Here is a 15,841-nt window from a genome sequence, read left to right as displayed (position 1 = left end):
AAGGAGTGAGTTGATGGGAATTTTCATCGGATTGAGCGTGCTGCCCTTTTTCCCGTTTATCATTACGTATTTGGCCATGGTTGCATGGAAGAAGAACAAGCGGGCTGCTTTCAAAGTCGCAATGGACGTAACGACTCTATTTTTGATTTTTTCGGTCTCGGCATTATTCAATTTGACATTTGATACGCAATTTGGATTTTATTTGACCCTTCTCCTCATACTAATCGCGCTGGGACTGATCGGAGGAGCCCAAAATAGGCTTAAGGGCAGGGTCGACGGGGTTCGAATGTTCCGGGTCGTTTGGCGCATGGCTTTCGTCGTGATGAGCTTCTCTTATATTCTATTTACTGTATTTGGGCTTTTTAGATATTTTATCAATATCATGTGAGCATACATAACACAAAAACTTCGAAAACGGTGTCGAATTTGTCGAAAAGTGAAAAAAAACATTACTTTCTGAAAAAGTAATGTAGATTTTTTTGACCGGTGGTTGTATAATCTATAAACATAAACCACATCAATTTAGGGGGAAAGTGTTAGATGAAAAGGAAAAGTCTATTAGTCCTTTTGACGCTGATTTTGGCGTTCGGTACCGTACTTGCAGCGTGCGGATCGAAAAATGAAGGCACAAGCAGCAACAACAACACAGGAACTGGTTCTGCAGGCGAAGAAGCCGGTCTTGCAAAAGACCAAGTGCTCAAAATTAACCTGACAGCTGAACCTCCTACGTTGGACCCGGCACAAGCAAAAGACAGCCAAACCAACACGGTTCTGAAATTCTTGTATGAAGGCCTCGTTCGCATTGACGCTGACGGCAAAGAAGCTCCAGGCGTTGCTAAAGACTGGAAGGTTTCTGAAGACGGCCTGAAATATGTGTTTAACTTGGACCCTGAAGCGAAATGGAGCAACGGCGATCCAATCACTGCGGAAGACTTCGTTCGTTCTTGGGAACGCGCTTTGAAACCGGAAACAGCATCTCCTTACGCTTATCAGCTTTACTACATTAAAGGTGCGGAAGGCTTCAACCGCAGCACTGACGAAACGTTCAAAGGCGAAAAAATCACTGATTTCTCCCAAGTTGGTGTGAAAGCTACCGATGAGCATACACTGGAAGTAACTTTGGAAAACCCAACGCCTTACTTCTTGGGTTTGACAGCATTCTATACGTACTACCCAGTACACAAGTCTGCTGATACAAACGACAAGTTCTTTACGGATTACAAAAACATGATCGTTAACGGACCGTTCACAATGGATTCTTTCCTTAAAGGTCAAAAAATCGTTGTGAAGAAAAACGAATCTTACCATGCTGCAAGCGAAATCAAACTGTCTGAAATCAACATGTCCCTGACTAGCAGCAGCGCATCCGAACTGCAAGCTTACAAATCCGGTCAATTGGATTACACGGGTGCACCTAACGGTGAAGTTCCTACGGATCAAATCCCGTCTGTAAAAGCTGAATTGCCGGACGAGTTCAAAGCTACAGGTATTGCAAGTACGTATTACTATTTGTTTAACGTAAATGAAGCACCTTTCAACAACAAAAAAATCCGTCAAGCTTTCGCGATGTCGATCAACCGTCAACTGATCGTTGACAAAGTAACGCAAGGCGGACAAATTCCGGCATTCGGTTTCGTTCCTCCAGGTATCCGCGGTGAAAACGGCGAATTCCGTGACGAACACAAAGACGACTACTTCAAAGAAGACGTAGAACAAGCTAAAAAATTGCTTGAAGAAGGTATGAAAGAAGAAGGCTACACAACTTTGCCGCAAGTTACTTTGATCTACAACACAAGTGACGGTCATGCGAAAATTGCTCTGGCGATCGCTGATATGTGGAAACAAAATCTTGGCGTTGACGTGAAAACGGAAAACCAAGAGTGGGGCGTATTCCTTGAGAACCGCCAAAACCAAAACTTCCAAATCGCTCGTGCGGGATGGTCTGCGGACTATAACGATCCGTACAACTTCTTGGAAATGTGGACAACTGGCAACACAAACAATGATCCTAAATACAGCAACGAACAGTTCGACAAAGACGTTAAAGCAACTGTGAAAGAAACTGATCCTGCTAAGCGTATGGCTGCATTTGCTGACGCTGAAAAAGTCCTGGTTCAGGACGACATGGCGGTCCTGCCAATCTACTATTACACTAACGTATCTTTGACTAAGCCTTACCTGAAAGGCGTACAACTTGATTTTAGTGGAGCGATCGACTTCACTCGCGCATATTTGGAAGCGAAGTAAAGTTGTTCTGAAGTCTATATGAATGCTTCGGGATATATATGTGGTTTTCCATATATATCCCGATTTTTTTGTATGTGAGCCGATTTTCCTTATAATTCTTGAAATTTCCGATAACTGGATTGGACAAGACGCATTGTCTAATTCTACAATCGATTTGTATACAAAATATTGTTTTTGGAGGTGTGCAAGGGTTGGTTAAGTATGTTTTGAAAAAACTGCTATTCGTGCTGCTATCGCTTTTCATACTGGCATCGGCAACATTCTTCTTGATGAAAGCCATTCCGGGAGACCCTTTTACCTCCGAGAAAAAGGTGTCTCCTGAAATCCGGGCATTGCTCGAGCAGAAATACGGATTGGACAAATCCCTGTTTGAGCAGTATTTGAAGTACATGGGCGGGATCGTGCAAGGTGATTTCGGCGTTTCCATGAAATACCTGAATCAGGACGTTTCCGATATGATCGTTCAAACGTTTTCGGCTTCGTTGCGTCTCGGCATCTTTGCGATCATCATTTCGATCGTCGTGGGGGTACTGCTAGGTTTGTTGGCGGCAGTCTACCACCGCAAGCTGATCGACGATATTACGATGGTACTTGCCGTCATCGGGATCGCCGTGCCGAGCTTTTTGCTGGCGTCACTGATCCAGTACGTGTTTGCCTACAAGTTGGGATGGTTCAACGTCATGGGCTTCGATGGCCCGCTTGACTACGTTCTCCCGGTAGCCGCGCTTTCGGCATCCCCGATCGCGTTCATTGCCCGTTTGACCCGTTCTAGCATGTTGGAAGTATTGCATGCGGATTATATCAAAACAGCGAAAGCCAAAGGTTTGAAATGGCCTGCTATCATGTTCAGACACGTTGTGCGTAACGGCATTTTGCCGGTCGTAACTTATGTGGGTCCAATGACTGCAAACATCATCACCGGTTCGGTCGTTATCGAGCAAATCTTTAACATCGGCGGTATTGGTAAAGTGTTTGTCGAAAGTATTACAAACCGTGACTATACGATGATTATGGGGATCACGATCTTTTACGGCGTTCTGTTGATGCTCGCTCGTTTCTTGACAGATATCGCCTATGTACTGGTTGATCCTAGAATTAAGCTGGAAAGCAAGAAGGGGGCATAACGTTGTCTGGCTCAAATAATAAAAATGCACAAACGGCGAATGCTGCCCCGGCGGTAAAATCGCAGGAAAGCGTATCGCTGTGGAAAGACGCGATGTACAGGCTGGCAAGCAACAAAGTTGCGATGATCAGCTTGGGCGTTCTCATCCTTGTTGTTCTTTTTTCGATCATTGGTCCAACTTCGATCTTTACAAGCTACAACTATTACTCCAATGATTTGTTGAACGCCAATATGGCGCCAAGCGCAGAGCATTGGTTCGGCACGGACGAACTCGGCCGTGATATCTGGGTAAGAACTTGGGTCGGTGCACGCGTATCCCTGACGGTCGGCCTGGCGGCTGCCTTGATTGACCTTGTGATCGGGGTCATTTATGGTGCGATCATGGGTTTTTACGGCGGACGCGTAGACGGAATCATGAACAAGTTCTCCGAAATTTTGTACTCTCTTCCTTATATGCTGGTTGTTATCCTGCTGCTGGTCGTTCTGGAGCCAAGCTTGACGACCATTATTATCGCCTTGACGATTACCGGCTGGATCAGCATGTCCTGGATCGTTCGCGGGGAGATCATGCAGCTGAAAAACAGAGATTTTATTCTCGCTGCACGCTCGATGGGTGCAAGCACGGGACGCCAGTTGTTCCGTCATTTGCTGCCTAATGCGGTTGGCCCGATTATCGTTACACTGACATTGTCTATCCCGAATGCGATCTTTGCGGAAGCGTTCCTGAGCTTCCTTGGTCTGGGTGTATCCGCTCCGAGATCTTCCCTGGGATCGATGATCAATGACGCTCTTACAGGCTGGACGCTGTATCCTTGGCGGATGTGGTTCCCTGCCGGCCTGATGGTATTGACGATGCTTGCTTTCAACTTGCTCGGCGACGGACTCCGGGATGCGCTGGATCCGAAATTACGTAAATAGAAATAGGAGGTGGGATTATGGAGACGATTTTAACAGTCAAAGATCTGAGCGTTTCGTTTAAAACGCGCTCGGGGGTATTTGATGCCGTAAAAAATGTTAGTTTCGAATTAGGCAAAGGAGAAACGCTGGGAATCGTTGGTGAGTCCGGTAGTGGTAAAAGCGTTACCGCTCAGACCATCATGAAGCTGATCCCCTCCCCGCCTTCCATCGTTAAAAATGGAGAGATCGTTTTTCAAGGTCAGAGCCTATTGAATAAAACGGATAAAGAAATGGAAGCGATTCGCGGTAAAGATATCGGTATGATTTTCCAAGATCCGATGACATCGCTCAACCCAACGATCAAAGTCGGTAAACAAATTACCGAGGTGCTTCGCAAGCATCAGAACATGTCCAAAAAGGAAGCGGAAGCCCGCGCCCTGGAAATGCTCAAGCTTGTCGGCATCAAAAACCCGGAAATCCGGATGGGGCACTATCCGCACCAATTTTCAGGTGGTATGCGTCAGCGTGTAATGATCGCCATTGCCTTGGCTTGCCGCCCATCCTTGCTGATCGCGGACGAACCAACTACAGCGCTTGACGTAACGATCCAGGCTCAAATTCTGGATGTTATGAAAGACATGCAGCAAAAGCTCGGCACTTCCATCATGCTGATTACGCATGACCTTGGCGTCGTAGCAGGTATGTGTGACCGTGTCGTGGTCATGAAAGAAGGCGAGGTTGTCGAAACAGGTACAACCGATGAAATTTTCAGCAATCCTCAGCATCCATACACGATTAAATTGCTGAACGCTCTGCCGCGTTTGGATGAGCCTAAAAAGGAAAAACCGACTCCGGTAGGCATTGTTAAAGGAGCAAACAAACCTCTCGTGCAGGTTAAAAACCTCAAACAATACTTCAATCTGGGCAAAGGCAACATCCTGAAAGCCGTTAATGATGTGAGCTTTGACATTTTCGAAGGGGAAACGCTGGGCGTTGTAGGCGAGTCGGGTTGCGGTAAATCGACAACCGGCCGTACGATTCTGCGTTTGTACGAACCATCGGGCGGAAACGTAAACTTCAACGGAACGGATATTTATAAGCTGTCTCCCCGCAAGATGAAAGAAATGCGCAAAGACATGCAAATGATCTTCCAAGATCCATATGCATCGTTGAACCCGCGTTTCAATGTCATGGATATTATCGGTGAATCTTTGGATATCCACGGTTTGGCTTCCAGCCGAGCAGAACGGAAAAAACGGGTAGAGGAACTGCTTGACCTGGTCGGGTTGAATCCAAGCCATGCGCTGCGTTACCCGCACGAATTCTCGGGTGGTCAAAGACAACGGATCGGGATTGCACGCGCCTTGGCCGTTGACCCTAAATTCATTATCTGTGACGAGCCGTTGTCGGCGTTGGACGTTTCGATTCAGGCTCAGGTCGTCAAATTGCTGGAAGAACTTCAGCAGCGTCTTGGCCTGACTTACCTGTTCATTGCGCATGATCTTTCCATGGTTAAACATATCAGTGACCGCGTTGCGGTAATGTACATGGGGAAAGTGGTGGAACTGGCAGAAAGCGAAGAGCTTTACTCCAATCCGGTGCACCCTTACACCAAAACGCTGCTGTCGGCGATTCCGGTTCCGGATCCCGAGGTGGAACGCAGCAAACGCCGCATTTTGCTACCGGACGAACAATCCGGACCGATTCAGAATGCTTCGGGCGGTCCTGTAAACGATCCTTACAATCTGCAAAATGCCCAATTGATCGAAGTATCCAAAGGGCACTGGGTAGCAGAACCGTACGTATAATATGTCATCAAGCCAGATGCCATTATCGATTTAATCAAACCGCCGAGCGATCGGCGGTTTTTTGTTTTCAATTGTTATCATAGTTAAAGCTGGAATTTAAGGAAACAAGGCATACTTTCTTTTGACGTAGAGGCCTACTATTGAGTACAATCAAGAAAGGCTCTTTGAAGCAGAATAGGAGGCAGACCTCATGAAAGGAATACCCGAGGCGCTCCGCAGCGGATCACGGCTGGCTGAAGATTATATTTGTTCGCGTGATGCTGTGAGAGCCCTTTATGAATATGACGTTCACTTTGATTCCAATCTCTCGGCGCGTGCCCAATGGCTGGATGAAACCGAAAACGCGCGAGTGCATCGTCAGAATCTGGTGGAATACTTGAGTATATATAATCGGCGTTTGAACGATCACCCGGAAGTTCGTCAATCGCTGGAACGATTGAGCCAGCAAGGTGCGCTGGTTGTGACGGGCGGACAGCAGAGCGGTCTTTTTACAGGTCCGTTGTTCGTTATTTACAAGGCTGCCAGTGTGATTGCGGCTGCACGAGAAGCCGAAGCCAAGCTCGGGCGTCCTGTCGTGCCCGTTTTCTGGATTGCGGGTGAAGACCATGACTGGGACGAGGTGAATCACACGTTCTTGCCCGACCGCAATGGGAACATCGTCAAAGTAAAGCTGCACGGGCGATTTAGCGGACGGGATTCGGTGAGCAGCGTTCATGTGGATGCAGACCAATGGAAGAATGCCATCGAGCAGGTGGAACAGCTCTTGCCTGATACAGTACATAAACCGGGACTGGTTAAACTGCTTAGGGACATTCACGAATCCAGCTCCAATCTCAGCGATGCGTTTGCCAGAATGTTGTCCGCCCTGTTCGGAGGAAGCGGGCTTGTTCTTATGGATGCGGCAGAGCAGGGACTGCGGGCGTTGGAACAGCCGGTGTTTGCGAACATGATTCGCAAGAACGATGTACTGCGACACGCTTATTTGCAAGGAGCTTCCCAGGTTGTGGGGGCTGGCTATGACATGCCGGCAGAAGTTGCCGAAGACGGGGCCAATTTGTTCTACATCCATCAGGGTGCACGCCTGTTGTTAACTTACAAGGATGGCTTATTCGGCGATCGGAAGGGACTGGTGTCCTTCACGGAAGACCGGCTGCTTCAGGAGCTCGCCGAACATCCCGAACGTTTCAGCAACAACGTGCTGACAAGGCCGTTAATGCAAGACTCTGTGCTGCCGGTTCTGGCCGTTATTTTGGGACATGGAGAGATTTCATATTGGGGATTGACCCGTGAAGCCTTCAGACAGTTTGGTTTGCAAATGCCCATTCTGTTGCCGCGTCTTTCTTTTACCATTTTGGAAGACATCCACCACAAACATATGCAGCAATACGGTCTTTCGTTTCAGGATGTTCAGTATCGTCTTGAAGAGCGCAAGCAGCAATGGCTGGACGGCCAGGAAACGTTGGCTGTGGAGGAAGAGTTTGCAAAAGCACAACAGGCTATAGAAACCGTGTACCGGCCGCTGCTGGACCGATTGGCGGAAATCCAAGCCGGACTTGGGCGAATCGGCGAAACCAATTTGCGCAAGATTGGAGAACAGGTCCAATATATGCAGCAGCAGACGCATCGGGCCATTGCGGAGAAACATGAAGCGGGGCTGCGTCACTGGAATGGTATCCAGGCTTCCCTTTTCCCAACGAACAAACCGCAGGAGAGGGTCCATAACGTTCTATTTTACTTGAACCAGTATGGTACAGAGTGGATCGAGCGTTTGATTGGAAGCCAATCCGAATTCACCGGGCAGCACCAGGTCATCCGGTTGTAATCGAAAGCTCGAAAAGATATAGAAGCAATCACATGTTTAGGAGGATGAAGGTATGACTACACCTGCTTTGCAGAACAGCATTGTTGCTGATATGGCGCTTGCGCCGGAAGGTCATCTTAAAATCGATTGGGTAGAAGCGCACATGCCGGTGTTGAATCGCATTCGCCGTCAGTTTGAACAGGATCTTCCTTTCAAGGGACTTAAGGTATCCATCTGTCTTCACCTTGAAGCCAAAACGGCGTATTTGGCCAAGGTCATTCAAGCGGGGGGAGCGGAAGTCACCATCACCCACAGCAATCCGCTGTCGACACAGGATGATGTGTGCGCCGCACTCGTTGAGGACGGAGTGACCGTTTATGCAAAGCACAATCCAGGCGCGGAGGAATTCAAAGCACTGCAGATTCGTGCGCTTGAAGCCAAGCCGGACCTGATTATCGACGATGGCGGCGATTTTGCTACCATTCTCGCATCCGAACGGCCAGACCTGGCCGCAACGATTCGCGGCGGGGCAGAGGAAACGACAACGGGCATTATTCGTCTGAAAGCGTTGGCGAAAGAAGGCGAACTGAAATTTCCGATGGTTGCGGTGAATGACGCCTATTGCAAATACTTGTTCGATAACCGGTACGGTACGGGACAGTCTGCATTTGACGGAATCATCCGTACGACCAACCTGGTTGTTGCGGGAAAAACGGTCGTTGTTGCGGGGTATGGCTGGTGCGGCAAAGGCGTGGCCATGCGTGCCAAAGGACTGGGCGCGAACGTCATCGTCACCGAGATTGATCCCATCAAGGCCGTGGAAGCGCATATGGACGGGTTCCGGGTCATGCCTATGCTGGAAGCTGCCAAGCTTGGCGATTTCTTCATCGCGGTAACGGGCAACAAAGACGTTATTACAGGCGAGCATTACGATGTCATGAAAGACGGAGCCATTCTTAGCAACGCAGGCCACTTTGACGTGGAAGTAAACAAGCCGGAGCTGGCCAAGCGATCGGATTCGATTCGTACCGTGCGCCGCAACATCGAGGAGTACCGCTTCAAGGATGGACGCAAAATGTACCTTCTGGCCGAAGGACGCCTTGTCAACCTGGGCGCGGCGGACGGACACCCGGCCGAAATCATGGACACAACGTTTGCGCTTCAAGCTCTTGGCCTGCGCTATGTAAGCGAGAATTATGCGGATTTGGGCAAAAACGTGGTTAACGTGCCTTATGAAATTGACCGCCAAGTCGCCAGCTACAAGCTGGAGAGCCTTGACATCGCGATCGACGCCTTGTCGCCGGAGCAAGAGAAGTATTTGGACAGCTGGAAGTTCTGATTCCGGGTCGGGATCTCGGTCATGGCGGGAGACCCAGAAATTACTAGCAGAACATCTGGTTCGAAAGGTATAAAATGATGTAGATGTGGCATGTACGGCATCGTACAATCACTGCCCGGGAAACGCCTTTGGTCCTGAGTACGGGATCAAGGGCGTTTTTTATGTTTTTTTTCGTGATTACGAATATTTGGGGAAATCAAGATAGGAAAGAAGGGTTTTGATTTTTTTTTGCGAATCTATTATGCTTAGGTGGTGGAAAGTGGGGCAAAGTGGGGAGAATGGGTGAGGAGTGAGTGGGCCAATGTTTATGGGGGAATTCCAACATAGCATTGATGACAAGGGCCGGATCATTATCCCGGCCAAATTCCGCGAATCCTTAGGGCCTTCTTTCGTTGTCACACGTGGGTTAGACCAGTGTCTTTTCGTGTATCCCATGGATGAATGGGGAATCATGGAACAGAAGCTCAAGGCACTGCCTTTGATGAAATCCGATGCGCGCGCGTTTACCCGGTTTTTTTTCTCGGGGGCTACCGAATGCGAATTGGACAAACAGGGCAGGGTAAATTTGCCTGGCAACCTCAGGGAGTATGCCAAGCTGGACAAGGACTGCGTGGTTCTGGGCGTGTCAAACCGGGTGGAGATTTGGAGCAAAGGCATATGGGAGAACTATTTCAATCAATCCGAAGAAGCATTCAACGACATCGCCGAGAAGCTGGTCGATTTTAATTTTGATTTATGAAGCAGGAGGGGTGCAGGTTGTTTCACCACATTACCGTACTCAAAGAAGAAGCAACAGAAGGATTAAACATCAAGCAGGACGGGATATACGTGGACTGCACTTTAGGCGGTGCCGGGCATAGTTCCGTGATTGCATCCAAGCTGGGTCCAGAAGGGCGACTCATAGCGCTCGACCAGGACGACTGGGCGTTGGACAATGCACGCGAGAAACTGGCCGTATACGGAGAGCGGGTGACGCTCGTCAAAACCAACTTCCGTGATCTGGAGCAGGTACTGAAGGATTTGAACGTACCCATGAAAGACGGCGTACCGCAAGTGGACGGCATTTTGTACGATTTGGGGGTATCTTCCCCGCAGTTTGATGAGGGAGAGCGCGGGTTCAGCTATAACCACGATGCTCCGCTCGATATGCGCATGGACCAAGATGCGTATCTGACGGCCAAAGAGATCATCAATGAATGGCCCGAAGAGGAGATTGCCCGGATTTTGTACACCTACGGCGAGGAAAAGTTCTCAAGACGGATCGCCAGGGTTATCGTGGAGAAGCGAAGTCAGTCTCCGATCGAAACGACGGGCGAGCTCGTCGAATTGATCAAAGAAGGGATTCCCGCCGCGGCTCGCCGCACAGGCGGCCATCCGGCCAAACGCAGTTTTCAGGCACTGCGGATTGCCGTCAATGATGAGCTGGGAGCCTTCGAGGAAGCGTTGCACCAGGCTGTTCGCTGTCTGGCGCCTGGTGGACGTGTATCTGTCATTACCTTCCATTCGCTTGAAGATCGGATATGCAAACAAATTTTCAGCAGTTATTTGGAGAAATGCACATGCCCTCCGGATTTTCCGTTGTGCGTGTGCGGCGGCCAAGGCGTACTTCGTTTGGTCAACCGCAAACCTCTGGTTCCAACGGAAGCGGAACTGGCCGATAATCCACGTGCTCGTTCAGCCAAGCTGCGCGTAGCCGAGAAATTGTAAACCAATAGCGAAGGAGGAGCTTCAGCATGGCATATACACGTGGCAATCTGGCAGTGAAGGAGAAGGCGTCCGAACAGCGCGTGTCGCAGCAGCGCTACAAGGAAACGACCAAAGTGGTGACGCGCCGTTCAAGCATCCCCGGTCGAGAGAAGCTTTTGTACATGGCGACCCTGCTCGTCTGCATCATTGTAGGCGGTGCTTTGATGTGGCGATATGCGCACATTTACGATTTGAACAGACAAGCGCAAACAGCTGCTTCGGAAATCAAAAAAAATGAAAAAACGATCGCCGATCTGGAGGTCGAAAAAGAGAGACTTAACAATCTGGTCATCGAAAATGCGCGCAAACTCGGGTATGTCGAAGCTACCGACAAAGACGTTATTTACGTGCCCCGTTCAACGAGCAGGGCGAGTGACACGGATGCAGGCAAGTCGTCGGATTCCGCAGAGTAAATAAAGAGGTGTGCCGATGATTAAAAAAATTAAAATGCGAACGCTGCTTATAGGGGGATGTATAACCCTCTTTTTTCTTGTACTGATCATTCGAATTTTTTTCATTCAAGTGGTGAACGGTGATACATGGCAGGCTGAAGCCTCTTCGCTGATCGACCGGGAGCAGACCATAAAGGCATCCCGCGGCACGATTATGGACCGGAATGGCAACGTTCTGGCCACCGATGCGCCTGCCTATATCGTTTCCGTCAATCCCAAATTGATCAATAAACTCGGGATCGAAGATGTAGTAACGACCGAGCTGTCCAAAATTTTGGGCAAAAAAGAAAGTGAAATGCGCACTTTGGTGACCGCGAAAAAGCCGAACAGCGACGAGTTTTACGAGCAGCGTGAAGTGCGGAGCGAAGGGTTCAAGATCGGTCCGGAGCTTAATGCAAAGGTAGAAGCCTTGCGTAATGAACTGCAGGAAACATATAAAGCGAAGAATGCAATCGTGACGACGCAGGTATCCAAGCGATACTACCCCGAGGAAAATCTGGCTTCCCATTTGCTGGGTTACATGAACCTTGAAGGGAAAGCAGTCAACGGGCTTGAAGTCTCTTACGATGATAAGCTGACCGGTACCGACGGGTATTTGCATTATCAGAAGGACGCCAAGGGCGTGCAGCTTCCCAATTCGAAGGAGAACTACCAGCCTCCGCAAAACGGGCACAACCTGAAACTGACCATTGACGACACGATCCAATATTACATTCAGGAAGCGATGAAAGAGGCCGTGGCAAAGTATAACCCGCTCAGCATGACTGTTATTGCGGCCGATCCGAACACGATGGAAATACTGGGCATGGCCAACTGGCCGGATTTTAATCCGAATACGTATTGGGATGCCTCGGATCAAAGAAACTTTGTCAATCACGCCGTCCAGTCGATTTACGAGCCGGGTTCTACGTTCAAAATTGTCACGCTTGCGGGCGCCGTGGAAGAAAAACTGTTCGATCCCAATGCGACCTTTGAGTCCAAACGGATCGTCATCGGCGGATATCCCATCAGTGACAATGGGCACGCTTATGGGCGCATTTCATACCTGGAAGGGGTCAAACGTTCAAGTAACGTCGCTTTCGTCAATCTGGGTTACAGCATGCTCGGCGGCGATCGGTTGCGGAAATACATTGATAATTTCGGTTTTGGCGTCAAAACAGGCATCGATTTGCCCAACGAGTCGGCTTCGCCGATCAAACCTCTGGTATACAAAGCGGATATCGCGGCTGCTGCTTATGGACATGGACTTATACAAGTGACGCCAATCCAGCAGGTGGCGGCGATCTCGGCGATCGCTAATGGCGGCAAGCTGCTGGAGCCGCATTTGGTCAAAGAGATCATCAATCCGAATGACGGCACTTCCGAAGTGATCAAACCGAAGGAAGTCCGCCAAGTCATTTCAGCGGAGTCTTCCAAACTGGTGAGCAGTTATTTGGAACAGGTTGTTGCGGACCAGGATATCGGAACCGGACGAAAGGCCTATATTGAAGGGTATCGTGTCGCTGGTAAGACAGGTACGGCAAGAAAAGTCATCAACGGGCAGTACAGCAAAACGAAAGATGTCGTATCGTTTATCGGATTTGCGCCTGTCAATAATCCGAAAATCGCCGTATTAGTCGTTATCGACCAGCCTGAAGGGGCCAATATCGGCGGCGGTGCCGCTGCAGCGCCTGTTTTCAAAAAAATCGTGAGCCAAACTTTGCAGTATATGGGTGTACCGAAAGATACGGCGAAAACGAAATCGAAAACCGACGCTCCTGTCGTTCAAGCCAAAGCCCCTGATCTGACAGGAAAAGCGGCGAAACAAGCCAGAACGACTCTGCTCAATTCGGGCATCGCCTATGTAACGCTGGGCCAAGGAGAGAACGTGATTCGACAGTACCCCGCTGCGGGCGCCTCGATGAATCCGGGACAGCGTGTCTATCTGCTTACCGAAGAGAGCAGCAAAATGAAAGTACCTGATCTGACGGGAGAATCGCTCAGAGACGCCATGGAAGTGCTGTCGCTCATGAAGGTGGGCGTTACGGTCAAAGGCGAAGGGTATGTCGTTGAACAAAAAGAGCAAGTGGCAGGAGAACAGCGAACGGTGCAGCTCACGCTGCAATCGGCCAAAGCCGCAGTCACCGGGATCGAGGACGAAGCACCGGAATCTTCGGGTACGCCAACATCGTCCGAAAACGACGACGCGAGCGATTCGGAGCAGGCGGACCAAGAGAAGGAAACGCAGACGCAAACGACGGATTCGTCTCAAACCGAGAATGGAGATGCAGCGTCCGATTCGCAGTCCACGGATACCTCGCTGCCATAACGATATGGACAGCCCGTTCTAACCCCCGGTTGTCCCGAATATTCATGAATGGAACGCAGATCATGATTTTGGGACGACTGGGGGGAACTTCTATTGAAAGGCACAAGCATTCAGCTGCGGCGCAGGTTGCTGTGGGCATTGCTCATTTTGGTAGTGTTGTTTTCGGCCTTGGTAATCAGGCTTGCATATGTACAATTGGGACAAGGGCCGGAACTCGCGGAAAAGGCGGAAGAGTCATGGCGGCGTAACATCCCGTACACGGCCAAACGAGGGGAAATTCTGGACCGGAATGGTACTGCGCTTGCATACAATGTCACCACGCCGACGATTATGGCCATCCCTGTGCAAGTCAAGGAACCCGAGACAACAGCCAAGGCGCTGGCCCCTTTGCTGGGCATGACGGAAGAAAAGGTGCTGGCAACTATCACGAAGAGAGATATGATCGTACGACTACAGCCCGGCGGCCGCAAAATTACGATGGAGAAAGCACAACGCATCCGTGATTTGAAGCTTCCGGGCATCGTCGTTGCGGAGGATAACAAACGCTTTTACCCTTATGACGATTTGGCGGCGCATATTCTTGGCTTTACCGGGATTGATAATCAGGGATTGACCGGGGTCGAGAAGAAGTATGATGACAAACTCAATGGGCTGAACGGGAGCGTTTCCTACTTGTCCGATGCGGCCGGCAGGCTGATGCCGGGTTCATCCGAGAAGTATGTGGAGCCCAAGGACGGATTGGACCTGAAACTGACGATTGATCACTCGATTCAATCCATCATGGAGCGCGAATTGGACCAGGCGATGGTTAAATTCCAGGCCAATTCGGCGCTGGCCATCGCGATGAATCCAAAAACGGGCGAGGTGCTTGCGATGGCGAGCCGTCCGGGTTACGAGCCGGCTAACTATCAGCAATATGCATCCGAGATCTACAACCGCAATCTTCCGATCTGGATGACCTACGAGCCGGGATCGACCTTCAAGATTATTACACTCGCGGCAGCGTTGGAAGAGAAAAAGGTCAATTTGCAGCAGGACCAATTCTATGATCCAGGTTATGTCGAGGTCGGCGGAGCCCGGCTTCGCTGCTGGAAAAAGGGTGGCCACGGAAGCCAGACATTCCTTCAAGTCGTCGAAAACTCCTGCAACCCGGGTTTTGTGGCCCTTGGCCAGAAGCTTGGGAAAGAATCCTTGTTCTCGTACATCAAAAATTTCGGGTTCGGCAGCAAAACCGGCATCGATCTCAGCGGGGAAGAAAACGGAATTTTGTTCAAGCTATCGCGGGTAGGCCCTGTCGAATTGGCCACGACGGCGTTTGGCCAAGGCGTCTCGGTAACGCCGATCCAGCAAGTGGCCGCCGTGTCGGCCGCCATCAATGGCGGCAAGTTATACAAGCCTTATGTGACCAAAGCGTGGGTTCATCCGGATACAGGCGAAGTCATCGAGGAATCGAAACCCCAACTGGTGCGGCAGGTGATTTCGGAGAGCACGTCGAAGCAGGTGCGCGAAGCGCTGGAGAGCGTGGTTGCCAAGGGCACGGGAAGACCGGCGTTCATTGACGGTTACCGGGTCGGCGGCAAAACGGGAACGGCCCAAAAGGTCGTAAACGGACGTTATTCAACAAGCGAGCATATCGTATCCTTTATCGGATTCGCCCCTGCCGACGATCCTCAAATCGTTGTCTACACGGCAGTGGACAATCCCAAAGGCATTCAGTTCGGGGGCGTGGTTGCTGCGCCGATCGTGCAGAACATTCTGGAGGACGCGCTGCATTACATGAACGTCGCTCCTCGCAAGGACCAGGTGGCAAAGGAATACAAGTACGGCGAAACGAAAATCGTTACCGTACCCGATCTGACGGGGGCAACGGCGGAGGATCTTTACGAGGATTTGAACATGAACTTTATGCTGGCGAAGTCCGGCAGCGGAAAGTATGTCATTAATCAGGCGCCGAAGCCCGGGTCCCGGGTAGAGCAAGGTTCAACGATCCGGATTTACATGAGCGACGTGTTACAGGATGCACATCAGCATGCCGAGGAGGAGGGAGGCACGCCGTAACGCGTGCCCCTTCTCCTCAACCGCAACAAAATTCGCCGAACTGCGTTTCATTAAATGGCCTT

The 15,841-nt window shown here is 50.1% G+C and carries 12 protein-coding genes; all 12 read left to right on the top strand.

The window, feature by feature from the left end; translation table 11 throughout:
- Positions 1–13: 13 nt before the first annotated feature.
- The 12 genes from SNR34_RS22055 (at position 14) to SNR34_RS22000 (ending at position 15,779) form a co-directional block, all read left to right on the top strand.
- Complete coding sequence (locus tag SNR34_RS22055; RefSeq protein WP_236416641.1) at positions 14–388, top strand: DUF3397 domain-containing protein; 375 nt, start codon at positions 14–16, stop codon at positions 386–388.
- Positions 389–540: 152 nt separating this feature from the next.
- Positions 541–2,247 (top strand): peptide ABC transporter substrate-binding protein, encoded by a 1,707-nt coding sequence (locus SNR34_RS22050; protein WP_486180175.1) that lies wholly within the window; start codon positions 541–543, stop codon positions 2,245–2,247.
- A gap of 191 nt (positions 2,248–2,438) precedes the next feature.
- A complete protein-coding gene (locus SNR34_RS22045; RefSeq protein WP_236416639.1) occupies positions 2,439–3,371 on the top strand; it encodes an ABC transporter permease in 933 nt (310 codons plus the stop codon).
- A gap of 2 nt (positions 3,372–3,373) precedes the next feature.
- The gene (locus SNR34_RS22040) at positions 3,374–4,288 is read left to right on the top strand and encodes an ABC transporter permease (RefSeq protein ID WP_236416638.1); all 915 of its coding nucleotides are present in this window, start codon (positions 3,374–3,376) and stop codon (positions 4,286–4,288) included.
- A 17-nt stretch (positions 4,289–4,305) separates the two neighbouring features.
- Complete coding sequence (locus tag SNR34_RS22035; protein WP_236416637.1) at positions 4,306–6,075, top strand: ABC transporter ATP-binding protein; 1,770 nt, start codon at positions 4,306–4,308, stop codon at positions 6,073–6,075.
- 190 nt (positions 6,076–6,265) lie between these two features.
- Positions 6,266–7,897, top strand: coding sequence for a bacillithiol biosynthesis cysteine-adding enzyme BshC (bshC, locus tag SNR34_RS22030; protein ID WP_486180174.1), 1,632 nt, complete (start codon positions 6,266–6,268; stop codon positions 7,895–7,897).
- 52 nt (positions 7,898–7,949) lie between these two features.
- Positions 7,950–9,215 carry an adenosylhomocysteinase gene (locus tag SNR34_RS22025; RefSeq protein ID WP_236416635.1) on the top strand — a complete coding sequence of 422 codons (1,266 nt, stop codon included), beginning with the start codon at positions 7,950–7,952 and terminating at the stop codon, positions 9,213–9,215.
- Between the two features lie 301 nt (positions 9,216–9,516).
- The gene (gene mraZ / locus SNR34_RS22020) at positions 9,517–9,954 is read left to right on the top strand and encodes a division/cell wall cluster transcriptional repressor MraZ (protein ID WP_236416634.1); all 438 of its coding nucleotides are present in this window, start codon (positions 9,517–9,519) and stop codon (positions 9,952–9,954) included.
- Between the two features lie 17 nt (positions 9,955–9,971).
- Positions 9,972–10,922 carry a 16S rRNA (cytosine(1402)-N(4))-methyltransferase RsmH gene (gene rsmH, locus SNR34_RS22015; protein WP_236416633.1) on the top strand — a complete coding sequence of 317 codons (951 nt, stop codon included), beginning with the start codon at positions 9,972–9,974 and terminating at the stop codon, positions 10,920–10,922.
- 26 nt (positions 10,923–10,948) lie between these two features.
- Complete coding sequence (locus tag SNR34_RS22010) at positions 10,949–11,374, top strand: FtsB/FtsL family cell division protein (RefSeq protein ID WP_236416632.1); 426 nt, start codon at positions 10,949–10,951, stop codon at positions 11,372–11,374.
- Between the two features lie 16 nt (positions 11,375–11,390).
- Positions 11,391–13,721 carry a penicillin-binding transpeptidase domain-containing protein gene (locus SNR34_RS22005; protein WP_486180173.1) on the top strand — a complete coding sequence of 777 codons (2,331 nt, stop codon included), beginning with the start codon at positions 11,391–11,393 and terminating at the stop codon, positions 13,719–13,721.
- 93 nt (positions 13,722–13,814) lie between these two features.
- Positions 13,815–15,779: a stage V sporulation protein D gene (locus SNR34_RS22000; protein ID WP_486180172.1), complete on the top strand. Its 1,965-nt coding sequence runs from the start codon at positions 13,815–13,817 to the stop codon at positions 15,777–15,779.
- Positions 15,780–15,841 lie beyond the last annotated feature (62 nt).

The organism is Paenibacillus sp. XP01, from assembly GCF_057364885.1.
Note: the sequence above shows the minus strand (reverse complement) of the source record. Positions and strands in the feature narration are given on the sequence as shown.